This window comes from Streptomyces sp. NPDC088812, assembly GCF_044750285.1.
Classification (GTDB): domain Bacteria; phylum Actinomycetota; class Actinomycetes; order Streptomycetales; family Streptomycetaceae; genus Streptomyces.
Genome location: NZ_JBIVJP010000005.1, coordinates 210,397 through 233,997 on the forward strand (window position 1 = coordinate 210,397; position 23,601 = coordinate 233,997).

The following is a 23,601-nucleotide window of genomic DNA, read 5'->3' on the forward strand; positions in this document are numbered from 1 at the left end:
CCCCCTCGCGGCAGACCTCCCCCCGGCGGACCCGCACGAGCTGACGGTCCTCAACCCCGCCACCGAGGAGGTCCTCGCCACCGTCCCCGCCGCCGGCGCCGCCGACGTGGACCGCGCGGTCGCCCGCGCCGGCGCCGCCCAGACGGTCTGGGCCGCCGCCGCCCCCGCCGACCGCGCCCGGCTGCTGCGCCGCTTCGCCGACGTCGTCGACGCGCACGTCGAGGAACTGGCGCTGCTGGAGGTCCGCGAGGCCGGCCACCTCCTCGGCAACGCCCGCTGGGAAGCCGGCAACGCCCGTGACCTGCTGCTCTACTCGGCGGGCGGCATCGAACGCCTCCTCGGCCGGCAGATCCCCGTCCCCGGCGGCTGGGACGTCACCTTCCACGAGCCCCTCGGCACGGTCGGGGTGATCGCCCCCTGGAACTTCCCGATGCCCATCGCCGCCTGGGGCTCCTTCCCCGCGCTCGCCGCGGGCAACGCCGTCCTCCTCAAGCCCGCCGAGACCACCCCGCTCACCGCCCTGCGGCTGGCCGAACTGGCCCTGGAGGCGGGTCTGCCCGAGCACCTCTTCCAGGTGCTGCCCGGACACGGCCGCATCACCGGCCGCGCCCTGGTCGACCACCCGGACGTCGCGAAGATCGTCTTCACCGGGTCCACCCGCACCGGCCGCGAGATCATGGAGCGCTGCGCCCGGCACGTCAAGCCCGTCACCCTCGAACTCGGCGGCAAGAGCCCCAACGTCGTCTTCGCCGACGCCGACCTCGAGGCCGCCGTCGACCCCTTCTCCTTCCTCGACAACTCCGGCCAGGACTGCTGCGCCCGCACCCGCATCCTCGTCCAGGAGACGGTGTACGACGAGGTCGCCGACCTCCTCGCCCGCGAACTGTCCGCCGTGGTGGTCGGCGACCCGGCGGACGAGGACACCCGGATGGGCCCGCTGATCTCCCGTCAGCAGGTCGACCGGGTCCGGTCGTTCGTGCCGGACGACGCCCCCGCGCTGCGCGGCAGCGCCCCCGACGGCCCCGGCTTCTGGTTCCCGCCGACCGTGCTCACCGGGGAGCGGCCCGACTCCGCCGCCGCCCGCGAGGAGATCTTCGGCCCCGTCGCCGTCCTGCTGCCGTTCACCGACGAGCAGGACGCGATCCGCCTCGCCAACGACACCCCCTACGGCCTCTCCGGCTCCCTCTGGACCCGGGACATCGGCCGCGCCCTGCGCGTCGCGCAGGCCGTGCGCGCCGGGAACCTGTCCGTCAACTCCCACTCCAGCGTGCGCTACTGGACCCCGTTCGGCGGCTTCAAGCAGTCCGGCGTCGGCCGTGAGCTGGGCCCGGACGCCCTGACCGCCTTCACCGAGACCAAGAACGTCTACCTCAGTACGGAGGGCCCCGCACAGTGACCCCTGAGACCTCACAGACCGTCTGCCGCCGACTGGTCGGCCGTACCGCCGTCATCACCGGGGCCGGCAGCGGCATCGGCCTCGCCACCACGCGCCGCCTCGCCTCCGAGGGCGCCCACGTCGTCTGCGGCGACATCGACGAGACCCGCGGCAAGGCGGCCGCCGACGAGGTGGGCGGCACCTTCGTGAAAGTCGACGTCACCGACCCCGACCAGGTCGAGACCCTCTTCCGCACGGCGTACGACACCTACGGCAGCGTCGACGTCGCCTTCAACAACGCCGGCATCTCCCCGCCCGACGACGACTCCATCCTGGAGACCGGGCTGGAGGCCTGGAAGCGCGTCCAGGAGGTCAACCTCACCTCCGTCTACCTGTGCTGCAAGGCCGCCCTGCCCTACATGCGGCGCCAGGGCCGGGGTTCCATCATCAACACGGCGTCCTTCGTGGCCCGGATGGGCGCGGCCACCTCGCAGATCTCGTACACGGCGTCCAAGGGCGGCGTCCTCGCCCTGTCCCGCGAACTCGGCGTGCAGTTCGCCCGGGAGGGCATCCGCGTCAACGCCCTCTGCCCCGGACCGGTCGACACCCCGCTGCTGCGGGAACTGTTCGCCAAGGACCCCGAGCGGGCCGCCCGCCGCCTCGTCCACATCCCGCTGGGCCGGTTCGCCGAGGCCGAGGAGATCGCCGCCGCCGTCGCCTTCCTCGCCAGCGACGACTCCTCCTTCGTCAACGCCACCGACTTCCTCGTGGACGGCGGGATCTCCGGCGCCTACGTCACCCCCCTGTAGCCGCCCGCCCGCCGGGTGCCGGGCCCGCGGCCGGCCTACAGGAAGGTGCGGCCCTCGCCCCGGTAGGTGGGCACCGTCGCCGTCACCGCGTCCCCCTCGACCAGGTGCAGCACGTCGAACCGCTCGCACAGCTCACCGGCCTTCGCGTGCCGGAACCACACCTTGTCGCCGATCAGCAGATCGTCGGCGGCGGCGCCGAGCAGCGGTGTCTGCACCTCGCCGGGGCCCTCCTGGGAGTCGTAGCGGAGCCCCTCCGGCAGGTACGGCACCGGCAGCCGGTCGGGTCCGGCCGCGCCGGAGGCCGGGTACCCGCCGCCGAGGACGGTGACCACCCCCACCCCCGGCCGCCGCACCACGGGCTGGGCGAAGAGGGCGGCCGGGCGGCCGCTGAACGAGGTGTAGTGGTCGAACAGCCGCGGCACGTACAGCCCCGAACCCGCCGCGATCTCGGTCACCGCCTCCTCGGCGGCCGTGTGCTGCACGCTGCCGGTGCCGCCGCCGTTGACGAACTCCAGGTCCGGCGCCACCGCCCGCACCGCCCGCACCACGGCCGCACGGCGCTCGGCGAGCTCCCGGCGCGCGGCGGCCTGCATCAGCCGCACCGCCCGCGACCGCAGCGGCCGTCCGGCGACCGCGTCGCCGACCCCGGCGATGTGCCCCTCGTACGCCATGATCCCCACCAGCCGGAACCCCGGCCGCCGGGCCACCGACCGGGCCAGGTCGGCGATCTGGGCGGGGGAGTGCAGGGGCGAGCGCCGGGCGCCGACCCGCACCCGGCCGCCGAGCATCCTCAGCGAGGTGTCCAACTCCAGGCAGATCCGCACCACTTCGCGTCCGCCGGCCCGCGCGGAGTCGATCAGGTCGAGCTGGGCGACGTCGTCGACCATGACGGTCACCGCCTCGGCGAGCTTGGGGTCGCCGGCGAGTTCCGCGAAGCCGGACCGGTCCGCCGACGGATAGGCGAGCAGGACGTCGTCGCAGCCGGAGCGCGCCAGCCACAGCGATTCGGCCAGGGTGAAGGACATGACGCCCGCGAAGCCGTCCTTCGCCAGGACGCGTTCCAGCAGGGCGCGGCAGCGGACGGACTTGCTCGCGACGCGGACCGGCTTGCCTCCCGCCCGGCGGAGGAGATCGTCCGCGTTGGCGTCGAAGGCGTCGACGTCCACGAGGGCGAGAGGGGCGTCCAGGTGGGCGGTGGCTCGGTCGTAACGGGCCCGGTCGGTGGCGCGCGCAGTCATGGACGCAGCCTGCCAGACCGGATTACCGCGGGGTAGGGGGACGATCCGGGCAGATGCCCCGGGGTCCCGGGACGGGTTCCCGTTCGCGCGGCGACAAGCCGTAGAGTGACGCGCACGCACGGACGAGCGGCTCCGGCCCGGCAGCCGCGCCGGGATGCCGGTCCGCCCGTGCGGGTATGCGTGCCCTGACGGACCCGTACGTCCGCGCCGGGCCGCCCTGGGCACGAGCAGCGAGCGCCCGCGCAGAAGAACGACGGCCCGGGAACGAGGAAACGGGGGGGGTGCATGAGCACGGACGCACGCCGCGCCCCGGTCCCCCCGCGCCCGTCCGCCCCGCCCCCCGCCGCCGGCACCCCCCAGGCCCCGGACACGCCCACCGCCCCCGCGACGCCGCCGCACCCCGCGGCCCCGCCGCGCCCGGCCCGGCCTCCGAGGGCGGGGGCGCCCGAGGACGAGGAGACGCCGGAGTCACCCGCCCGCGCCGAGTCGTCCGCGCCCCCGCACGGAAGCGGCACGGAGCGGCCGACCGGGCCCCGGGGCGCCGACGGTCCCGCCCGGGGCGCCGGCGCCACCGCCCGGCCCACCGGCGGTTCCGTCCCGGGTGCCGTTGATCCCGTCGGGTTTCCTGGTGGTTCTGTCGGGGGTGCCGCTGGTGTTGCCCGGCCTACTGGCGGTTCCGTGCCGGGTGCCGTTGATCCCGTCGGGTTTCCTGGTGGTTCTGTCGGGGGTGCCGCTGGTGTTGCCCGGCCTACTGGCGGTTCCGTGCCGGGTGCTGCTGATCGCGCCGGGTTTCCTGGTGGTTCTGTCGGGGGTGCCGCTGGTGTTGCCCGGCCTACTGGCGGTTCCGTCCCGGGTGCCGTTGATCCCGTCGGGCTCACTGGCGATCCCGCCCGGGGCGCCGCCGACACCGGTCGGGGCACCGCCGGGGCCGGGCCCGCCCCGCGTTCGGGCCGGTTGCCGTCCGCCTCGGGGCAGTCGGCCTTCGCCGCCCGCATCCCGCACCTGCGGTCCCCGGACTCCACGACCCCGCCGTCGCCCCCCGCCTCGGCCCGCTTCCCGGACGCCCCTCCGCCCCCGGCCGTCGCTGCCGACGCCGACCGTCCCGGCGGGGCGGCCGGCACCCGTCCCACCGGTCCCGACGGGGCCCGTGCGGCCGACGCTTCGACGGCGCGCCAGGACGCCCCCCGCCCGGCCGGCCCGGCCGGGGCCCCCACGGGGCCGGAGGCGAGGGACACCGCGCGCACGGTCGGCGCAGCCGGGCCCCCCGCACGTCCGGACGCGGGGGACGCCGTCCCCACGGCCGGTGCGGCCGGCGCCTCTTCGACGCGCGCGGAGCCGGAGGCCGCCCGCCCCGCACGTCCCTCCGGCGGGACCGGCGCTCCCGACGTGCACCCGAACGGCAGCCGCCCCACCGGCCCGGACGCCACGGACACCCCCCGGCCCCCCGGCTCCGGCACCGCATGGACCCCGCTGCCCCCGGCCTGGGCGCCCAGCCCCGCCGAGTCTCCCCGGGAGGCCCTGTCGACGGCCGTGCCCGGACACCGGGCCGGCCAGGAGGCGGGACCCGCGTGGACGCCCACGACACCGCTGCGGCAGTCGCCCCCGGGGGAGGCCGCGCAGTCCTCGCGGGCGTCGTCCGCCCCGCCTGTGCCCAGCGGCTTCCCCGAGCAGGACGCACGGTCCCCGCGGGCGTCGTCCGCCGCGTCTGCGCGAGGGGGCGTCCCCGAGCGGGACGCACAGACCCCGCGGGCGTCGTCCGCCGCGCCTGTGCGAGGGGGTGTCCCCGAGCGGGACGCACGGTCCCCGCGGGCGTCGTCCGCCGCGTCTGCGCGAGGGGGCGTCCCCGAGCGGGACGCACAGACCCCGCGGGCGTCGTCCGCCGCGTCTGCGCGAGGGGGCGTCCCCGAGCGGGACACACAGACCCCGCGGGCGTCGTCCGCCCCGCCCGTGCGCGGCTTCCCCGAGCAGGACGCACAGGCCCCGTGGGCGTCGGCCACCGCGCCCATGCGCCGGGAGTCCTCCGAGGACGACGCCCGGCCGGCCTGGACCCCGACCGCGCCCGTGCGTCCCCCCGAGGTCGACGGCCCGGACGTGTTCGGGGCCGTGCGGGTTCCGAGGCCCGCCGGGGCGCCGCAGACGGCGCCCCGGTCCGCCGGTCCGGTCGCGCCCGACCCGGCGCTCTCCTGGAGCGCCCCGACGACACCGGGCGCCGCGCCCCGCGTCACCCGGCCGGTCGTGAGGTTCGCACGGCCCGAGGGGTACCGGGACCTGCCGCGGCCCCGGCGGAGCCGGACCGTCGCGGCCGCCGCCTGTGTCGTCCTCGGGCTCGGCCTCATCGGCGGAGCCGTCACCGGCAGCTGGCTCGTCGGCGACACCGCGGACGCGGGCGAGCGAGGGACCTACGCCACGGCCGGCGGCCTGTGGCACAACGTCCCCGTCGACCAGCTGTTCCCGCCCACCGTCGACGGACAGGGCGCCGGCCCCGGCGGCGCCGACCGCACCTGGACGCGGATCGCCGTCGCCCCGGACGGCGGCTGCGCCGACGCCTTCGACCCGCTGCTGCTCAAGACCCTCGCCCCGGTCGGCTGCACCCGCCTGCTGCGCGCCACCTACACCGACGCCACCCAGAGCTACGTCACCACCGTCGGCCTGCTGTTCACCAAGGCCGACGCGGCCGGCATGCGCGCGCTCGACGCCCGGTTCGAGAAGGAGGCCCTCGCCGCCCGCACCGACCTGATCCCCCGCCCGTACGCCGCCGAGGACACCGTCGCCGCCGCCTTCGGCGACCAGCAGCGCGCCTCGTGGACGATCTCCGTCCTCACCGACGCGCCCGTCGTCGTCTACGCCGTCTCCGGCTGGGCCGACGGCCGCACGGTCGCCACGCCGCAGCCCGCCGCACAGGCCACCGCGTCCGGCGCCACCACGGCCCCCGCCCAGGGCGGCCTGGGACACGAGGCGAAGGGCCTCGCCGACCGCATCGAGCGCGCCCTGCGCAGGACCGCCGTCTCGCCCTCGGAGCAGCCCTCATGAGCAGCAGCCGTACGAGCCGAACGACGCGGACGCACCGGGCCGGCCTGCTGTGCTGCCTCCTCGCCGCCTCCCTCGCCCTGCTGCCCGCCGCCCCCGCGCACGCCGACGGCATCCGGGCCCAGCAGTGGGCGCTGGAGGCCCTGCACACCGACGAGGTCTGGCAGACCACCAAGGGCGCGGGCGTCACCGTCGCCGTCCTCGACACCGGAGTCGAGGCCGACCACCCCGACCTCGACGGCAACGTCCTGGCGGGCAAGGACCTGGTCGGCTTCGGCGCACAGGACGGCGACCGCGCCTGGGCCCGCCACGGCACCGCGATGGCCGGCATCATCGCCGGCCACGGACACGGCACCGGCGACGCCGACGGCGTCATGGGCATCGCCCCGGAGGCCACGATCCTGCCCGTCCGCGTCATCCTGGAGGACGGCGACCCGGCCCGCACCAAGGCCCGCACCACCCGCGGCAACGCCCTCGCCGAGGGCATCCGCTGGGCCGCCGACCAGGGCGCCGACGTCATCAACCTCTCCCTCGGCGACGACTCCGCCTCCGCCCACCCCGAGCCCGCCGAGGACGAGGCCGTCCAGTACGCCCTGAGCAAGGGCGCCGTCGTCGTCGCCTCGGCCGGCAACGGCGGCGAGAAGGGCGACCACATCTCCTACCCGGCCGCCTACCCGGGCGTGATCGCCGCGACCGCCGTCGACCGCTACGGCACCCGCGCCTCCTTCTCCACCCGCCGCTGGTACGCCACGGTCAGCGCCCCGGGCGTCGACGTCGTCATCGCCGACCCGGACCACAAGTACTACGAGGGCTGGGGCACCTCCGCCGCGGCGGCCTTCGTCTCCGGCGCCGTCGCCCTGGTCAAGGCCGCCCACCCGGGCCTCACCCCGGCGCAGATCAAGAAGCTCCTGGAGGACACCGCCCGCAACGCCCCCACCGGCGGCCGCGACGACTCCCGCGGCTTCGGGTTCATCGACCCGGCCGCCGCCATCGAGGCCGCCGCCACCCTCGCCCCGGAGGGGCTGCGCTCGGCCTCGTACGGCGAGGAGTACTTCGGCCCCGGGCCCGACACCGAGGAGGGCGACGAGGAGCCGAGCTGGGCCGGCCCGCTCGCCGGCGGTACCGGGGGAGTGCTGCTGGTGGCCGCGGTGGTGCTGTGGCGGGGCCGCCGCGAGCGGGAGCCGTACGACATCGCCCTGTGAGACACCGCGAGCGGGAGCCGTACGACATCGCCTGTGAGACACCGCCCGTCGGCCGTGTGCCCCCCTCCCGAGCGCGGACGCCCGCCCGTCAGGTCTCCGTGAACGCCGACACCGCCGCCTTCGCCGCCGCCTCGACCAGCGTGACGCCCACCGCCTGGGTCGTGTTGCCGTTCGACAGCACGGCCACCAGGAAGTCCCGCCCGCCGGCCGTCACCCGGCCGATGCTGTTGACGTCCCACAGGCCGGTCGTGCTCCGTGCCAGCCACCCGTTCTTCAGGGCCCAGGCGGAGCCGTCGGCGGCGGCCGAGACGCCCCAGCGCTGATCGGCGGCGATCGCGCCCATCAGCTCCTGGAGGTACGTCCGGGACGCCTCGCTCAGCTCCGAGTCCTCCCCGAACACCTGCTGAAGCAGGACCAGTTGGTCGGTGGCCGTCGTCTGGGTCAGCCCCCACAACGGGCCGTCGCCGCCCTCCGTCGCCGTCAGCCCGAACCGCTCGTTCGCCGCGTCCAGCCCCGCGCCCTGCCCGATCGCGTCCCACAGCGCCGACGCCGAGTCGTTGTCGCTGTTCTCGATCATCGCGGTGGCGTACGCCTTCTCCTGCGCGGTGAGCACCCGGCCGTCGTCCTGCGCCTGGAGCAGCAGCGCCGCCAGGATGTCCACCTTGACGATGCTCGCCGTGTCGAAGGGCTCCGTGCCGTACGCGGCGCTGTCCCCGGAGTCCACGTCGAGCACGGCCACGGACAGCGCCGCGTCCCCCGGCACGGTCACCGCCCCCATCGCCTCCGCCAGCAGCGCGTCCCGGTCCACCTCGGGCTCGGACTCGACGACGGATTCCACGGACGCCCCCTCACTCGCCGGAACCGACGCCGCGGCCGACGGCGTCCCCGACGACGATACGGCGCCGGAACCGGAGTGCGGATGTGCCCTCACGTACACGGTCCCGCCCGCCGTGGCACCGAGGACGGCCACGCAGGCCAGCGCGGAGTAGAGGAGGGGACGGCGCCGGGGCGGCCGAGCGCGACGGCTGCGACGTGCTCTGGAGGACTCCATGCCCGCGATGCTGGGGGCGGCGCCTGTGCCTTCCGTTAGACGGACGTTAGATGTGCGTCAGGGAAACCTGAGAAAACCGTGAGAGGCGTCACCGCCGTGTTTCCGGCCCCGCACAAGACCAGCAGCATCCCCCCGATAGGGTCGGTGACCGTGGCGAACAAGAACATTCCCGACTCCGGCTTCTCCGACGACGACGGCTCCGCCGACCCCCGGCTGAGCGCCGCGCTCGCCGCCTGGGCCGAGGACCGCACCGCCGTGGGACCGGTGCTGGAGGCGCTCAGGGGCGCCCGGCTGCTGGTGCCGGTGGTGGCCGTGCTCGGGGAGGTCGAGGAGGACGAGAACGGGCTGCGCCGCGAGAAGACCAGCGACATGGCGGTCCCGACCCTGAAAGCCGGCCGGCGCACCGCCCTGCCCGCCTTCACCTCCACCGACTCCCTCGCCCGCTGGGACCCCGAGGCCCGCCCCGTCGCCGTACCCCTGCACCAGGCGCTGCAGGCCGCCGCGCACGAGAAGGCGGACACCGTGGTGCTGGACATGGCCGGACCGGTGGCGTTCGAACTGACGGGACCGGCGCTGCTCGCCCTCGCCGAGGGACGCACCACGACCGACCCGCTCGGCGACCCCGCGGTGGTGGAGGCGGTCCGGGCCGCCGTCGCCGCCGAGCCCGCCGTCCTCCGCGCCCACCTCGGGCCGGGCCGGTCCGACGGCATCCTGGCCCTCGTCCTGGACCCGGCCGCCGCCCCCGCCGAGGCCGCGCAGGCCGTCGCCCGGCGCCTGGCCGCCGACGAGACACTGAGGGCCCGCCTGGTGCGCGGCCTCGACCTGGCACTGCTGCCGACCGGGACGACGCCTCCGGGCGAGCCCCTGTACGTGAAGGAGCCGGCTCAGCCGTAGACCGGGCCGGTGTACTTCTCGCCCGGCCCCTGCCCCGGCTCGTCCGGGACGATCGAGGCCTCACGGAACGCCAGCTGGAGCGACTTCAGGCCGTCCCGCAGCGGTGCCGCGTGGAAGGAGCTGATCTCGGTCGCGCTCGCGTCCAGCAGCCCGGCGAGGGCGGTGACCAGCTTGCGGGCCTCGTCCAGGTCCTTGTACTTGTCGCCCTCCTCGGTCAGGCCGAGCTTCACGGCGGCGGCGCTCATCAGGTTGACGGCGACCGTCACGATCACCTCGACCGCGGGGACCTCGGCGATGTCGCGGGTCATCTCGTCGAAGTCGGCGGCGCCTGCCGTCTCGGGGGTGTCCGGGGAAGGGGTCTCACTCATGCCCCACACGATAGGGCCCACCGGGTGCCCCCTTGACAGCAGGAGGCGGGAGACACCGGATTAGCGCCCGCCTCCACGAGCTGCTAATCTCGTGTAACGACCGGTCGGACATGTATGCGTCCCAGCAGGCAGGCCCGACCCGCAAGTGGAGGCTCCGATCTCCCACCCGACCACCCTCATGGGCGGCGGGTCATCCGGTCAGGCGACCACCATCGTTCCGTACGGACGATGGAGTCGCCCGGTAGTGCGCCCCGCGATCCTCGCGACGGTGCTCCGGTAGTGCTTGGAGCCCCGCATGTGATCGTTCGGGGCATTTTTTGTGCTTCGGCGTGGTTACAAGCCTGACGAACACAGACGTTACGCGGCCGTCCGCCAGACCGCCGCGTGGTGCTACCGAGGAGGATCCATCAGCGCCGAGCCCCGCATCAACGACCGGATTCGCGTTCCCGAGGTGCGACTTGTCGGTCCCAGTGGCGAGCAGGTCGGCATCGTGCCGCTCGCGAAGGCACTGGAGCTTGCGCAGGAGTACGACCTGGACCTGGTCGAGGTCGCGGCGAACGCCCGCCCGCCGGTCTGCAAGCTCATGGACTACGGGAAGTTCAAGTACGAGTCGGCCATGAAGGCCCGTGAGGCGCGCAAGAACCAGGCGCACACGGTCATCAAGGAGATGAAGCTCCGGCCGAAGATCGACCCGCACGACTATGACACCAAGAAGGGTCACGTCGTCCGGTTCCTCAAGCAGGGCGACAAGGTCAAGATCACGATCATGTTCCGTGGTCGCGAGCAGTCCCGGCCCGAGCTGGGCTACCGACTGCTGCAGCGTCTCGCGGAGGACGTCCAGGACCTCGGCTTCGTGGAGTCGAACCCGAAGCAGGACGGCCGAAACATGATCATGGTCCTCGGTCCGCACAAGAAGAAGACCGAGGCGATGGCCGAGGCTCGCCAGGCGCAGGAAGCCCGCAAGGCGGAGGCGAAGGCCAACCCCGGTCGCTCGCAGAACCCCGCGGACTCCGAGGCCCCCGCCGAGGAGCCTGCCGAGGCGCCCGCCGAGGCGTGACCCCCGGGACGGAAGTCCCAGGACGTAACCGATACAAGAGCGACGCTCCACCGTGCCCGGTTTTCACGACCGGGCACCGGAGCGCCACCGACGAGGAGAGAACGGCGCCATGCCGAAGAACAAGTCGCACAGCGGTGCCAGCAAGCGCTTCAAGGTCACCGGCTCCGGCAAGGTGCTCCGCGAGCGCGCCGGCAAGCGCCACCTGCTCGAGCACAAGTCGTCCCGCGTGACGCGTCGCCTCACCGGCAACGCCGAGATGGCCCCGGGCGACGCCGCGAAGATCAAGAAGCTTCTCGGCAAGTGACGTCCGGCGCGGACACCGCGCCTGACATCTGACCGGGACCCAATCGTTTCCGGGCCGTGTGAGTCCAACCACGGCCCCGCTACAAGGAGTTAATCAAGTGGCACGCGTCAAGCGGGCAGTCAACGCCCACAAGAAGCGCCGGGCGATCCTCGAGCAGGCCTCCGGCTACCGCGGTCAGCGTTCGCGCCTGTACCGCAAGGCCAAGGAGCAGGTCACCCACTCGCTGGTCTACAACTACAACGACCGCAAGAAGCGCAAGGGCGACTTCCGTCAGCTGTGGATCCAGCGCATCAACGCCGCTGCCCGCGCCAACGGCATGACGTACAACCGCTTCATCCAGGGTCTGAAGGCCGCGAACGTCGAGGTCGACCGCAAGATCCTGGCCGAGCTCGCCGTGAACGACGCCAACGCGTTCGCCGCGCTCGTCGAGGTCGCGCAGAAGGCGCTGCCGAGCGACGTCAACGCGCCGAAGGCGGCGTGACGCCGCGCCGGCGCTGAGCCGATGCCGGACGGACCCGCAGGCAGTCAGCCTGCGGGTCCGACTGCGTCCGGGCCCGGTCTCTCCCCGCCGCCCCTTCCCGTCCCACGGGGCTCCGCCCCGGACCCCGCTCCTCAAACGCCGGAGGGGCTGGTTTTTCAGCCTGTCTGGGGGTCCCCCCTCTGGGGGAGTTTGAGGACGAGGCCCGTTCAGGGCCGACTGCGGGGGTCCGGGGGCGGCAGCCCCCGGGGACGGGACGGGAAGGGGCGGCGGGGGCGAGACACACCGGGGCCCGCCCGAACCCCCACGTTCCGCCGACCCACCGAAGGTGACCCCCATGCCCCCCGCCACCCCCGACCTCATCTCCCCCCGCTCCCCCCGCGTCTCCGCCGCCCGGCGCCTCGCGCGGCGGAACTTCCGGGGGAAGGAGCGGCTGTTCCTCGCGGAGGGGCCGCAGGCCGTACGGGAGGCCGCCGCGCACGGGGACACGCTCGTCGAGCTGTTCGCCACCCCGGAGGCCGCGGAGCGCCACGCCGACATCATCGGCGAGGCACGGGGCGCCGGAGCCCGGATCCACCTCGCCGCCGAGCAGGTCATCGAGGACATCTCCACCACCGTCACCCCGCAGGGCCTGGTGGGCGTCTGCCGGTTCCTCGACACGCCCTTCGACGACATCCTCGCCGCCCGGCCCCGGCTCGTCGCCGTCCTCGCCCACGTCCGCGACCCCGGCAACGCCGGCACCGTACTGCGCTGCGCCGACGCCGCCGGCGCCGAGGCGGTCGTCCTGACCGACGCCTCCGTCGACCTGTACAACCCCAAGGCCGTCCGCGCCTCCGTCGGCTCCCTCTTCCACCTGCCCGTCGCCGTCGGCGTCCCCGTCGAGCGGGCCGTGGCCGGGCTCAAGGAGGCCGGTGTGCGGATTCTCGCCGCGGACGGGGCCGGGGAGCACGACCTCGACGAGGAGCTCGACAAGGGCACCATGGGCGGGCCCACGGCGTGGGTGTTCGGCAACGAGGCCTGGGGCCTGCCGGAGGAGACCCGCGCCCTCGCGGACGCCGTCGTCCGCGTCCCGCTCCACGGAAAGGCCGAGAGCCTGAACCTCGCCACCGCCGCGGCCGTATGTCTCTACGCGTCGGCCCGTGCACAGCGCGCCTCCGGAGGGTGCCGCTCCGTCACCGAGAGCTAGTAGGGTGGCCAGCTCGGGGGCCTCGTCTGGGAGGTGGGGTACGAGGATGAGTGTCGGTACGAGCAGCGCACCGGGAGCCGGGAACACGCGGCGCCCGCCCGCGGCCCGACCGGCCGGTGACCTCGCCGGACCGTACGCCGTCGACCCCGACGACCTGCCCGACGGTCTCGTCGTCGCCGACGAGCACGGGCACGTCGTCTGCTTCAACGCGGCCGCCGAGCGCATCACCGCCGTCCCCGCCGCCGAGGCCCTCGGCCGGCGCCTCGACAAGGCCCTGCCGCTGGAGGACCTGGAGGGCCGCCGCTGGTGGCAGCTGACCGACCCGTACGGCGGGCTCGCCATCCGGATGCGGCAGCCCGAGCGGAACCTGCTGCTGCCCGGCGGGCGCGAGGTGCTCGTCTCCGCACGGTACGTGCGCGTCGAACCCACCGGGCCCGTCCGCCGCGTCGTCGTCTGCCTCCGGGACACCGAGGCCCGCCGCCGCACCGAACGCAGCCACGCCGAGCTGATCGCCACCGTCGCCCACGAGCTGCGCTCCCCGCTCACCTCCGTCAAGGGCTTCACCGCCACCCTCCTCGCCAAGTGGTCGCGCTTCACCGACGACCAGAAACGGCTGATGCTGGAGACGGTCGACGCCGACGCCGACCGCGTCACCCGCCTCATCGCCGAGCTGCTGGACATCTCGCGGATCGACTCCGGACGGCTGGAGGTGCGCCGCCAGCCCGTCGACATGGGCGCCGCCGTCGGACGGCACATCCAGGCCTACGTCGCCGCCGGGCAGCCCGCCGACCGCTTCCTGCTCCGCATCGAACAGCCGCTGCCCGCCCTGTGGGCCGATCCCGACAAGGTCGACCAGGTCCTCAGCAACCTCATCGAAAATGCGGTGCGGCACGGCGAGGGAACCGTCACCATTGACGTCACGCCCGCCCCGTCCCCCCGCGAGGGAGAGGACGCCGGCACGTCGGTCGTGGTGAGCGACGAGGGCACCGGCATCCCGGAGGAGTCCATGAACCGCGTCTTCACCCGCTTCTGGCGGGGCAGCAAGCGCGGCGGGACGGGCCTCGGGCTGTACATCGTCAAAGGCATCGTCGAGGCCCACGGCGGCACCGTCACGGTCGGACGCGCCCCCGGCGGCGGCGCGGAGTTCCGATTTACGTTGCCCGTGGGGGCCCCGGCGTATCTCACCTGAGAGCCGCCCGAGCAGCCCGCGGGCGCATTCGCGTTCCCCCACCCCGTTAGACTCGGCCTTTGGCACCTTTGTGTCCCAGGGACGGCCCTCAGCCAGTCGCAGAGTCGGTGACGGGGACCTTCAGCCAGCCAATCGGAAGCACGGGAAGAGATGTCGGCACCCAATAAGTCGTACGACCCTGTCGAGGTCGAGGCGTTGAAACCGGAAGAGATCGAGCGCATGCGGGACGAGGCGCTCGCCGCCTTCGCCGCCGCGGGTTCCCTCGACGCGCTCCAGGAGGCCAAGGTCGCCCACACCGGCGGTACCTCCCCGCTGGCCCTCGCCAACCGCGAGATCGGCGCGCTGCCCCCGCACGCGAAGGCCGCCGCCGGCAAGATCGTCGGCCAGGCCCGCGGCGCGGTGAACAAGGCCCTCGCCGCCCGGCAGGCCGAGCTGGAGGACGAGCGCGACGCGCGGGTGCTGGTCGAGGAGGCGGTGGACGTCACACTGCCCCACGACCGGGTACCGGCCGGCGCCCGCCACCCGCTGACCACGCTGTCGGAGCGCATCGAGGACGTCTTCGTCGCCATGGGCTACGAGGTCGCCGAGGGCCCGCAGGTCGAGAGCGAGTGGTTCAACTTCGACGCCCTGAACATCGGCCCGGACCACCCGGCCCGCGGTGAGGCGGACACGTTCTTCGTGCAGGGCCCGCAGGGCGGCACCGAGTCCGGCGTCGTGCTGCGTACCCACACCTCGCCCGTGCAGATCCGCTCCCTGATGGAGCGCGAGCTGCCGGTCTACGTCATCTGCCCCGGCCGCGTGTACCGCACCGACGAGCTCGACGCCACGCACACGCCCGTCTTCCACCAGGTCGAGCTGCTCGCCGTGGACGAGGGCCTGACCATGGCCGACCTCAAGGGCACCCTCGACCACATGGTCCAGGCGCTGTTCGGCGAGGGCATGAAGACCCGGCTGCGGCCGAACTTCTTCCCCTTCACCGAGCCGTCCGCCGAGATGGACATGGTGTGCTACGTCTGCCGCGGCGAGTCCGTCGGCAACCCCAACCGGCCCTGCCGCACCTGCTCCTCCGAGGGCTGGATCGAGCTCGGCGGCTGCGGCATGGTCAACCCCAAGGTGCTGGCCGCCTGCGGTGTGGACCCGGAGAAGTACAGCGGCTTCGCCTTCGGGTTCGGCATCGAGCGGATGCTGATGTTCCGCCACAACGTCGAAGACATGCGAGACATGGTCGAGGGTGACATCCGGTTCACCCGGCCGTTCGGGATGGAGATCTGATGCGGGTCCCGCTTTCCTGGCTGCGGGAGTACGTCGACCTGCCGGCCACCGAGACCGGCCGTGACGTCCAGGCCAAGCTGATTTCGGCGGGCCTGGAGGTCGAGACGGTCGAGCAGCTCGGCCACGACCTCAAGGGGCCGCTCGTCGTCGGCCAGGTGCTGACCATCGAGGAGCTGGAGGGCTTCAAGAAGCCGATCCGCTTCTGCACCGTCGACGTCGGTCGGGCCAACGGAACGGGCGAGCCGCAGGAGATCGTCTGCGGCGCCCGCAACTTCTCCGTCGGCGACAAGGTCGTCGTGGTCCTCCCCGGCGCCACCCTGCCGGGCGGCTTCTCGATCTCCGCGCGCAAGACCTACGGCAAGACGTCCCACGGCATGATCTGCTCCGGCGACGAGCTGGGCATGGGCGACGACGGCAGCCACGGCATCATCGTGCTGCCCCCGGAGACCGAGGTCGGCAAGGACGCCATCGAGCTGCTGCAACTGGTCGACGAGGTCCTGGACATCGCCGTCACCGCCAACCGCGGCGACTGCCTGTCCATCCGCGGCGTCGCACGCGAGACCGCCATCGCCTACGGCCTGCCGCTGCGCGACCCGGCGCTGCTCGACGTGCCCGGCCCGAACGCCTTCGGCTACCCCGTGCAGGTCTCCGACCCGGCCGGCTGCGACCGCTTCACCGCCCGCACCGTCACCGGCCTGAGCCCCGAGGCGCGCTCCCCGATCTGGCTGAAGCGCCGGCTGCAGAAGGTCGGCATGCGCCCGATCTCGCTCGCCGTCGACGTCACCAACTACGTGATGATGGAGCTGGGCCAGCCCCTGCACGCCTACGACCGCTCCCTGGTCCAGGGCACCATCGGCGTGCGCCGTGCCGAGGAGGGCGAGAAGATCGTCACCCTCGACGGCGTCAAGCGCACCCTGCACGCCGAGGACCTGGTCATCACCGACGAGCGCGGCCCGATCGGCCTCGCCGGCGTGATGGGCGGCGCCAACACGGAGATCGCCGACCACACCGACGCCCAGGGCACCACCGACGTGGTCATCGAGGCCGCGCACTTCGACGAGGTCTCCATCGCCCGTACGGCCCGCCGGCACAAGCTGTCCTCCGAGGCCTCCCGCCGCTTCGAACGCGGTGTCGACCCGCAGGCCGCGGCGGCCGCCGCGCAGCGCACGGTCGACCTGCTGGTGCTGCTCGCGGGCGGCACCGCCGAGGCCGGCGTCACCGAGGTCGTCGCACCGTCCGCGCCGCACACCATCACCTGCCCGGCCGACCACCCCGACAAGGTCGCGGGTGTCGCCTACGGCCGTGAGACCGTCGTACGGCGGCTCCAGGAGGTCGGCTGCGACGTGTACGGGCAGGACGACCTGATCGTCACCGTGCCGTCCTGGCGGCCCGACCTGGCCGAGGCCAACGACCTGGCCGAGGAGGTCATCCGGCTGGAGGGCTACGAGAACCTGCCCTCCACGCTGCCGAAGCTCCCCTCGGGCCGAGGCCTCACCCACCGCCAGCGGCTGCACCGCCGCGTCGGCCGGGCCCTCGCCGGGGCCGGGTACGTCGAGGCGCCGACCTACCCGTTCGTCGGCGAGCAGGTCTTCGACCAGCTCGGCCTGGCCGCCGACGACCCGGCCCGCCGGGTCGTCAAGCTGGTCAACCCGCTCAACGACGAGGAGCCCGCGCTCCGCACCACGCTGCTGCCCGGCCTGCTGGGCGCGCTGCGGCGCAACGACGGGCGCGGCTCGCACGACCTCGCGCTGTTCGAGACCGGGCTGGTCTTCCTGCCGCGCGAGGAGCGGCGCGTCGCCGGCCACCTGCCGGTCGACCGCCGGCCCACCGACGAGGAACTGGCCTCGCTCGACGCCGCGCTGCCCGAGCAGCCGCGCCACGTCGCCGTCGTCCTCGCGGGCGCCCGCGAGCAGGCCGGCTGGTGGGGCAAGGGCCGCCCGGCCGACTGGGCCGACGCCGTCGAGGCGGCGCGCGCGGTCGCCCGCGAGGCGGGCGCCGAGCTGACCGTCCGCAGCGGCCAGTACGGGCCGTGGCACCCCGGGCGCTGCGCCGAGCTGGTCGTCGTCACCGACGGCGCCGAGCGGGTCGTGGGGCACGCCGGTGAGCTGCACCCCCGGGTGCTGAAGGTCCTGGGCCTGCCGGCGCGGACGTCCGCGATGGAGCTGGATCTGGACGCCCTGGAGCGGGTCGGTGACGGCACGCCCCAGGCCCCGGGCATCTCCACGTTCCCGGTCGCCACGCAGGACGTCGCCCTCGTCGTCGACGCGTTCGTGCCACACGCCGAGGTCGAGTCCGCGCTGCGTGAGGGCGCGGGCGAGCTGCTGGAGGCGATCCGGCTGTTCGACGTGTACGAGAACGCCGAGCAGCTCGGCGACGGCAAGAAGTCCCTCGCCTACGCGCTGCGCTTCCGCGCGGCGGACCGGACACTGACGGTCGACGAGGCGTCCGCCGCGCGGGACGCCGCGGTCGCCCTCGCGGGCGAGCGGACGGGAGCCGTACTGCGCGGCTAGCCGCCGTGGGGACCGCGTGGTGTGCCGGCCGCGGCGTCGCCGTGGCCGGTCGCACAGTTCCCCGCGCCCCTGGTGTGGGGGCCTTCGCCCCCACACCGGCCCCTAGCGGTCACCGCACTCGTTCGGGTGAGATCTCCCGGGGACCCGGCCCTCCCGGCCATGACGCTCGACAGAATCGGACCGGCCTCTCGGGGCCGGTCCGTCTGCGTTGTCAGGCCTGGAGGGGGGCATCGCCATGTCGGTCATCGGACGGCCGCTGCGCCGGCCAGGGGCGCGGGGAACCGCGCGACCGGCCGCCCTCCAGCCGAACCCGTCCGACCACCGGTGAGCGTGACCGAACCCGCGGAGCGGGTCGCCGGGCCGTCGCTTGACGAGGGGGAGCCGACGGCCCGGCGGTCCTCTTGCGAGGCAGTCCAGTCAACCGGTCCCGGCACACTCCGCGACAGCGCGCACACGCTACGGATGCGCGTACTCCTTTCACACCCCGTGTGAAGACGGACCCTCTACTCTGGCGACACCGACGGCACCTGGCCACCGGGGGGAACCATGCAGCCCAACACGCTGCTCGACGCGATCCTGGACGAGGCGGGCATCTCCCACGCCGGCCTCGCCGCCCACGTCAACCAGGCCGGACGCGCCCGCGGACTCGCGCTGCGGTACGAGCACACGGCCGTCGCCCGGTGGCTGAAGGGGCAGCGGCCGCGCGGCCAGGTGCCCGACCTGATCTGCGAGGTGCTCGCCGGCCGGCTGCGACGGCCCGTCACCCTCGACGACATCGGCCTCGGCGTGCCGGGCGAGCCCGCCACCGGGCACGCCACCTCGCTGTCCGGCTTCGTCGAGCGGGCCACCGCCCTGTGGCGCTCCGACGAACAGCAGCGCCCGCACGTCCTCGGCGCCGCCGCCGTCACCGGCACGCCCGCCGTGATGCCGGTCTGGGAGTGGGAGAACCCGCCCGAGGACGTCGACGTCTCCCGCGGCGGACGGCACCGGGTCACCCCCGCCGACATCGACACCCTGCGCGCCGCCCGCACCCACTACGAGCAGATGTACCGCAAGGCCGGCGGGGTGGCGACCCGCAGCCGGATCGTCGGCTTCCTCAACGCCGAGGCGGCCCCGCTGCTGCGCGGCGGCTACACCGACGCCACCGGCCGTCAACTGCACCGCGCCACCGGCGGACTGGTGGCGATCGCCGGCATCTGCGCGTACGACTCCGACGCGCACGGACTCGCCCAGCGCTACTTCCACCAGGCGCTGCGGCTGGCGAAGGCCAGCGGGGACCGGGGCCTCGGCGCCTACGTGATCGCGCTGCTCGTGAACCAGGCGCTGTTCATGCGGGAGTTCCGGCAGGCCGTCGCCTTCGCGGAGGCCGCGCTGCGCGCCGCGGGCCGGCACATCACCCCCGCCCTCGCCTCCGACCTGTACGCGATGCAGGCGAAGGCGTACGCCCACCTCGGCGACGGCACGAGCGCCCTGGCGTGCATCCGGCGGGCCGAGACCGCCGCCGACCGCATCCGGCGCGGACGCGAACCCGACGAGACCGGCTACGTCCAGCCGGGCCTGGTCAACGTCCAGGTGGCGGAGGCCCTGCTGAGTCTCGGCGATCTGACCGCCGCGGCCGAGCACGCCGAGGCCGCCGTCGACACCCCCGCCCACGACCGCGGCCGGGTGCACCGGCTAGCCATGCTCAGCACCATCGAACTGCGCCAGGGAAACGCCGACAGGGCGGTCGCCACCGCCGTGCGGATGGCCGAACAGGCCCGCGGCATGGAGTCGCAGCGGCTGCGCGACAGACTTCGCGCGGTGCGCGAACACCTGGTGCGCAGCGGCTGCGCGGGCACCGCCGCGGCGGCCGAACTGATCGACGGGGCCCTGCGCGTACCGCTGTAGACAGGCCCGCGGTGACCGCCGCGGGCCGGGGACCGAGCACCGGCGCGACACAGTTCCTGCTGCGATATTGCCACTTACTCGACGGAAGGTGGCAGAACCGTGCAGTGGACGAACCAGAACGAACAAACTGTGTATGAGAACCGCTGGTTCCGGGTCAACCTCGCGGATGTCGAACTGCCCGACGGCCGGCACCTGGACCACTTCCTCATACGGCTCAGGCCGGTCGCCGTGGCCACCGTGGTGAACGAGGCCAACGAGGTCCTCCTGCTGTGGCGCCATCGCTTCATCACCGACAGCTGGGGCTGGGAACTCGCGGCGGGCGTCGTCGAGGACGGCGAGGACGTCACCCACGCGGCCGCCCGGGAACTGGAGGAGGAGACCGGCTGGCGGCCGGGACGCCTGCGCCACCTGATGAGCGTGGAGCCGTCCAACGGCCTCACCGACGCCGTCCACCACGTCTTCTGGTCGGACGAGGGCGAGTACGTCGGGCACCCGGTGGACGACTTCGAGTCGGACCGCAGGGAGTGGGTCCCGCTCAAGATCGTCCCCGACATGGTCGCCCGGGGGGAGGTCCCGGCCACCACCATGGCGGCCGCGTTACTGCTGCTGCACCATCTGAGGCACGGACAGGACGCCGCGCCCTGAGGGCTGCGGGTCGGTACACCTAGCGCCCGAGGGCCTGCCAGATCGTCATGACGAGGGCGCCGACGGCCGTGACCGCCGCGATCGACGGCAGCGGCCAGCGGGCGTGCTCCAGTGTGACGATCCGGGTGTTCAGTTCGTCGATCTCCTTGGCGGTCTCCTCGGTGCGGTGCGTCAGCAGCGCCAGACCACCCTCGACGCGTGCGTAGGCCACGTCGAGCCGACGGCGTAACTCGGCGAGTTCTCCGTGGACGACGGGATGCTCGCTATCGGCGGTCACGTCTCCACTCCCTTCCCTGGTTGTCTCGCATACCTTGCATGCGCATGATGAGTCAACCCGTCCGGCGGGCCGAGGGGGAGAGTGTGCGCACGGCATATGCGGACCCGGCGCGCACACGCCGTGTGAACGCCGCGGGCCCGGCGCGCACCGAGGTGCCGGGCCCCCGACGGCCGCCGGGAGGGGCGGGCGGCCGTGGACGACGATCAGCCGTGGATCAGCTGTGGAGACGATCCGCCGTGGATCAGCCGTGGAGACGATCAGCCGTAGGTGTAGAAGCCGGAGCCGGTCTTGCGGCCCAGCCGGCCCGCGTCCACCATGCGCTGGAGCAGCGGGGGAGCGGCGTACAGCGGTTCCTTGAACTCGTCGTACATGCTCTGCGCCACCGAGGCGACCGTGTCCAGGCCGATCAGGTCGGACAGCTTCAGCGGGCCCATCGGGTGGGCGCAGCCCAGCTCCATGCCGTTGTCGATGTCCTCGCGGCTGGCGATGCCCGTCTCGAACATCCGGATCGCGGAGAGCAGGTAGGGGATCAGCAGCGCGTTGACCACGAAGCCGGAGCGGTCCTGGGCGCGGATGGCGTGCTTGCCCAGCAGCTTCTCGGCGAACAGCTGGGCCCGGCTCAGCGTGCCCTCGGAGGTCGTCAGCGCCGGGATCAGCTCGACGAGCTTCTGCACGGGGGCCGGGTTGAAGAAGTGGATGCCGACGACCTGGTCGGGCCGCGAGGTGGCGACCGCCAGCCGCACCAGCGGGATGGAGGAGGTGTTGGAGGCCAGGATGGCGTCCGGGCGGGTCACCACCTGGTCCAGCACCTGGAAGATCTCGGTCTTGACCTGCTCGTTCTCGACGACGGCCTCGATGACCAGGTCGCGGTCGGCGAACTCGCCGAGGTCGGTGGTGAAGCCGAGGCGGGCCTGTGTCGCGTCCCGCTCCGCCTCGGTGATCTTGCCGCGCTCGGCGGCCTTGGCCAGGGAGTTCAGCAGCCGGGTACGGCCGATCTCCAGGGCCTCGCCGGTGGTCTCGGCGACCTTGACGTCGAGACCGGCGCGGGCGCAGACCTCGGCGATGCCGGCCCCCATCTGGCCGCAGCCCACCACTCCGACGCGTGCGATGTCTCCCGCTGGGATGTACGTCACATCGTCCCCTTCACTGCGCTGCTCCTGACGCTGATGGCTGGGACAGGTCCGCCGGATCCCGGTCCGCCTGCTCCGATCGTGCACGTTACTAGCAAGTATCGATGATCGATCGGCTGGGTGGGGGCATCCTGGGCGCGGAGACGGTCCGTGACCGAGCGGATCCGCACTGTGCCTGGTGGTGTGTGCGATGGGACGACTGACCCGGCGGGCGTTCGCGCTGGCCGCGCTGGCGGCGTGCACGACGACGGGAGCGGCGGCAGCCGGCCGCGGGCCCGCGGGGCGGCCCGGCGGCCGCCGGGCCGACGCCTCGATGCGGGGGGTGTGGCTGGCGACGGTCCACAACCGCGACTGGCCGTCGCGGTCCGGTCTGACCGCCGCCCAGCAGCGCTCCGAGCTGCTCGCCTGGCTGGATCTCGCCGTCCGCAACCGGCTCAACACGGTGATGCTCCAGGTGCGGCCCACGGCCGACGCGCTGTGGCCCTCGGCGTACGAGCCCTGGTCGGAGGTGCTCACCGGCACCCAGGGCAAGGAGCCGGGCTGGGACCCGCTGGACACGGCCGTGCGGGAGGCGCACGCCCGCGGCCTCCAGCTGCACGCCTGGTTCAACCCGTACCGGGTCGCCACCCACGCCGATCCCGGGCGGCTCGTCGCCTCCCACCCCGCGCGCCGCCACCCCGACTGGGTGGTGCCCTACGGCGGCAAGCTCCACTACGACCCCGGGCTGCCGGAGGTCCGCGCGTTCGTGCAGGACGCCATCCTCGACGCGGTCGAGAAGTATCCGGTGGACGCCGTCCACTTCGACGACTACTTCTACCCGTACCCCGTGGCCGGCCAGAACTTCGACGACGACGCGTCCTACGACCGCCACGGCGGGAGCTTCCCCAACCGGGCGGCCTGGCGGCGCGACAACATCGACCGGCTGGTCCGCGAGACGGCGGCCAGGATCAAGGCGACCCGGCCCGCCACGCAGTTCGGCATCAGCCCGTTCGGGGTGTGGCGCAACGCCTCCACCGACCCGCGCGGCTCGGACACCCGCGCCCTCCAGTCGTACGACGCCATCCACGCCGACACCCGTACGTGGGTGCGCGAGGGCTGGATCGACTACGTCGTCCCGCAGCTGTACTGGCACATCGGCCTCTCCGCCGCCGACTACGCCAAGCTCGTGCCCTGGTGGGCGGAGGTGGCGCGGGGGAGCCGGACCAAGCTGTACATCGGGGAGGGGCTCTACCGCGCGGGAGATCCCGCGCAGGACGCCGCCTGGCAGGAGCCGGCCGAGCTGTCCCGGCACCTCACCCTGGCCAAGGGCCACCCGGAGGTGCGCGGACACGTCTTCTTCGCCGCCAAGGACGTGGCGACGGACCGGATCGGCGCCATGGCCCGGGTACTCGCCGACCACTACCGCCAGCCGGCGCAACCACCGCGCTGATGCAGCCACCGCGCTGCCGCACTCGCCGCGCCGACGCACCGGCCGCCCGGTCGACGGCGGCCCCCGCTCGACGGCCGGCCGTCCAGGGAATCGCAGGCCGTTCGGCCTGCTGCGGGCCGCCGGCCGGTCCGCCTCGGCCGGCTCTCCTGCGGGCCCACCGGCCGGTCTGTCCGAGGTGCCGCCTGCTGGTGGGCCCATCGGCCGCCCGGCACGCGGCCGGGGGCCTGCGCGTGGGGGTCCTGCGCGGGCAGGGCCAGCGCGGGTCGGCGCGGT

The 23,601-nt window shown here is 74.0% G+C and carries 20 protein-coding genes; 15 read left to right on the plus strand and 5 right to left on the minus strand.

From position 1 onward, the window contains the following. Positions 1-40 precede the first annotated feature (40 nt). Positions 41-1,396 carry an aldehyde dehydrogenase family protein gene (locus tag ACIP67_RS11230; RefSeq protein WP_401690990.1) on the plus strand — a complete coding sequence of 452 codons (1,356 nt, stop codon included), beginning with the start codon at positions 41-43 and terminating at the stop codon, positions 1,394-1,396. Further along, on the plus strand, positions 1,393-2,184 hold the full coding sequence (locus tag ACIP67_RS11235; RefSeq protein ID WP_401690684.1) for a 3-oxoacyl-ACP reductase: 792 nt from the start codon (positions 1,393-1,395) through the stop codon (positions 2,182-2,184). Before ACIP67_RS11230 ends, ACIP67_RS11235 begins: the two co-directional genes overlap by 4 nt. A 35-nt stretch (positions 2,185-2,219) precedes the next feature. Here the strand turns inward: ACIP67_RS11235 and ACIP67_RS11240 are convergent, their stop codons facing one another. Continuing rightward, on the minus strand, positions 2,220-3,422 hold the full coding sequence (locus ACIP67_RS11240; protein WP_401690686.1) for an amino acid deaminase/aldolase: 1,203 nt from the start codon (positions 3,420-3,422) through the stop codon (positions 2,220-2,222). Positions 3,423-5,657: 2,235 nt separating this feature from the next. Between ACIP67_RS11240 and ACIP67_RS11245 the strand changes: the two genes are divergently transcribed. Together ACIP67_RS11245 and mycP are read left to right on the plus strand one after the other, a co-directional pair. Further along, positions 5,658-6,452: a hypothetical protein gene (locus tag ACIP67_RS11245; protein WP_401690992.1), complete on the plus strand. Its 795-nt coding sequence runs from the start codon at positions 5,658-5,660 to the stop codon at positions 6,450-6,452. After that, complete coding sequence (gene mycP / locus ACIP67_RS11250) at positions 6,449-7,651, plus strand: type VII secretion-associated serine protease mycosin (RefSeq protein ID WP_401690688.1); 1,203 nt, start codon at positions 6,449-6,451, stop codon at positions 7,649-7,651. Before ACIP67_RS11245 ends, mycP begins: the two co-directional genes overlap by 4 nt. 88 nt (positions 7,652-7,739) lie before the next feature. Here mycP and ACIP67_RS11255 read toward each other — a convergent pair whose 3' ends face one another. Next, positions 7,740-8,702: a serine hydrolase gene (locus ACIP67_RS11255; protein WP_401690690.1), complete on the minus strand. Its 963-nt coding sequence runs from the start codon at positions 8,700-8,702 to the stop codon at positions 7,740-7,742. A gap of 150 nt (positions 8,703-8,852) precedes the next feature. Between ACIP67_RS11255 and ACIP67_RS11260 the strand changes: the two genes are divergently transcribed. Further along, entirely contained in the window at positions 8,853-9,596 is a 744-nt protein-coding gene (locus tag ACIP67_RS11260) for an SseB family protein (protein ID WP_401690692.1), read from the plus strand. Here ACIP67_RS11260 and ACIP67_RS11265 read toward each other — a convergent pair. Then, positions 9,587-9,964, minus strand: coding sequence for a DUF1844 domain-containing protein (locus ACIP67_RS11265; protein WP_401690694.1), 378 nt, complete (start codon positions 9,962-9,964; stop codon positions 9,587-9,589). The genes ACIP67_RS11260 and ACIP67_RS11265 overlap by 10 nt on opposite strands. 406 nt (positions 9,965-10,370) lie before the next feature. Here ACIP67_RS11265 and infC point away from each other — a divergent pair, with 406 nt between their 5' ends. The 9 genes from infC (at position 10,371) to ACIP67_RS11310 (ending at position 20,492) form a co-directional block, all read left to right on the plus strand. Then, on the plus strand, positions 10,371-11,021 hold the full coding sequence (infC, locus tag ACIP67_RS11270; protein ID WP_385075058.1) for a translation initiation factor IF-3: 651 nt from the start codon (positions 10,371-10,373) through the stop codon (positions 11,019-11,021). A gap of 109 nt (positions 11,022-11,130) precedes the next feature. Further along, positions 11,131-11,325, plus strand: coding sequence for a 50S ribosomal protein L35 (rpmI, locus tag ACIP67_RS11275; RefSeq protein WP_004933563.1), 195 nt, complete (start codon positions 11,131-11,133; stop codon positions 11,323-11,325). Between the two features lie 97 nt (positions 11,326-11,422). Then, positions 11,423-11,806: a 50S ribosomal protein L20 gene (gene rplT, locus ACIP67_RS11280; RefSeq protein WP_030381833.1), complete on the plus strand. Its 384-nt coding sequence runs from the start codon at positions 11,423-11,425 to the stop codon at positions 11,804-11,806. A gap of 334 nt (positions 11,807-12,140) precedes the next feature. Then, the gene (locus ACIP67_RS11285; RefSeq protein ID WP_401690696.1) at positions 12,141-12,989 is read left to right on the plus strand and encodes a TrmH family RNA methyltransferase; all 849 of its coding nucleotides are present in this window, start codon (positions 12,141-12,143) and stop codon (positions 12,987-12,989) included. A gap of 46 nt (positions 12,990-13,035) precedes the next feature. Then, a complete protein-coding gene (locus ACIP67_RS11290) occupies positions 13,036-14,178 on the plus strand; it encodes an ATP-binding protein (RefSeq protein WP_401690698.1) in 1,143 nt (380 codons plus the stop codon). Between the two features lie 150 nt (positions 14,179-14,328). Next, a complete protein-coding gene (gene pheS / locus ACIP67_RS11295) occupies positions 14,329-15,450 on the plus strand; it encodes a phenylalanine--tRNA ligase subunit alpha (protein WP_401690700.1) in 1,122 nt (373 codons plus the stop codon). Further along, the gene (pheT, locus tag ACIP67_RS11300) at positions 15,450-17,960 is read left to right on the plus strand and encodes a phenylalanine--tRNA ligase subunit beta (protein ID WP_401690702.1); all 2,511 of its coding nucleotides are present in this window, start codon (positions 15,450-15,452) and stop codon (positions 17,958-17,960) included. The genes pheS and pheT overlap by 1 nt, the downstream gene beginning before the upstream one ends. Before the next feature lie 546 nt (positions 17,961-18,506). Continuing rightward, entirely contained in the window at positions 18,507-19,847 is a 1,341-nt protein-coding gene (locus tag ACIP67_RS11305) for a transcriptional regulator (protein WP_401690704.1), read from the plus strand. 99 nt (positions 19,848-19,946) lie between these two features. Continuing rightward, on the plus strand, positions 19,947-20,492 hold the full coding sequence (locus ACIP67_RS11310; RefSeq protein ID WP_401690705.1) for an NUDIX hydrolase: 546 nt from the start codon (positions 19,947-19,949) through the stop codon (positions 20,490-20,492). Positions 20,493-20,511: 19 nt separating this feature from the next. Here the strand turns inward: ACIP67_RS11310 and ACIP67_RS11315 are convergent, their stop codons facing one another. Both ACIP67_RS11315 and ACIP67_RS11320 read right to left on the minus strand, forming a co-directional pair. After that, positions 20,512-20,769 (minus strand): hypothetical protein, encoded by a 258-nt coding sequence (locus ACIP67_RS11315; protein ID WP_401690707.1) that lies wholly within the window; start codon positions 20,767-20,769, stop codon positions 20,512-20,514. Between the two features lie 257 nt (positions 20,770-21,026). Then, the gene (locus tag ACIP67_RS11320; protein WP_401690709.1) at positions 21,027-21,902 is read right to left on the minus strand and encodes a 3-hydroxybutyryl-CoA dehydrogenase; all 876 of its coding nucleotides are present in this window, start codon (positions 21,900-21,902) and stop codon (positions 21,027-21,029) included. A 187-nt stretch (positions 21,903-22,089) separates the two neighbouring features. On the opposite strand from ACIP67_RS11320, the gene ACIP67_RS11325 reads away from it, so the two are divergent. Continuing rightward, positions 22,090-23,328 carry a glycoside hydrolase family 10 protein gene (locus ACIP67_RS11325; RefSeq protein ID WP_401690711.1) on the plus strand — a complete coding sequence of 413 codons (1,239 nt, stop codon included), beginning with the start codon at positions 22,090-22,092 and terminating at the stop codon, positions 23,326-23,328. The last annotated feature ends 273 nt before the right edge of the window (positions 23,329-23,601 follow it).

What these genes read in the sequence shown, in the direction of transcription:
- ACIP67_RS11240 (WP_401690686.1), bottom strand. Translation starts at nt 3,422, where the DNA reads ATGACTGCGCGCGCCACCGACCGGGCCCGTTACGACCGAGCCACCGCC.
- mycP (WP_401690688.1), top strand. Translation starts at nt 6,449, where the DNA reads ATGAGCAGCAGCCGTACGAGCCGAACGACGCGGACGCACCGGGCCGGC.
- ACIP67_RS11255 (WP_401690690.1), bottom strand. Translation starts at nt 8,702, where the DNA reads ATGGAGTCCTCCAGAGCACGTCGCAGCCGTCGCGCTCGGCCGCCCCGG.
- ACIP67_RS11265 (WP_401690694.1), bottom strand. Translation starts at nt 9,964, where the DNA reads ATGAGTGAGACCCCTTCCCCGGACACCCCCGAGACGGCAGGCGCCGCC.
- rpmI (WP_004933563.1), top strand. Translation starts at nt 11,131, where the DNA reads ATGCCGAAGAACAAGTCGCACAGCGGTGCCAGCAAGCGCTTCAAGGTC.
- ACIP67_RS11285 (WP_401690696.1), top strand. Translation starts at nt 12,141, where the DNA reads ATGCCCCCCGCCACCCCCGACCTCATCTCCCCCCGCTCCCCCCGCGTC.
- ACIP67_RS11290 (WP_401690698.1), top strand. Translation starts at nt 13,036, where the DNA reads ATGAGTGTCGGTACGAGCAGCGCACCGGGAGCCGGGAACACGCGGCGC.
- pheS (WP_401690700.1), top strand. Translation starts at nt 14,329, where the DNA reads ATGTCGGCACCCAATAAGTCGTACGACCCTGTCGAGGTCGAGGCGTTG.
- pheT (WP_401690702.1), top strand. Translation starts at nt 15,450, where the DNA reads ATGCGGGTCCCGCTTTCCTGGCTGCGGGAGTACGTCGACCTGCCGGCC.
- ACIP67_RS11305 (WP_401690704.1), top strand. Translation starts at nt 18,507, where the DNA reads ATGCAGCCCAACACGCTGCTCGACGCGATCCTGGACGAGGCGGGCATC.
- ACIP67_RS11325 (WP_401690711.1), top strand. Translation starts at nt 22,090, where the DNA reads ATGGGACGACTGACCCGGCGGGCGTTCGCGCTGGCCGCGCTGGCGGCG.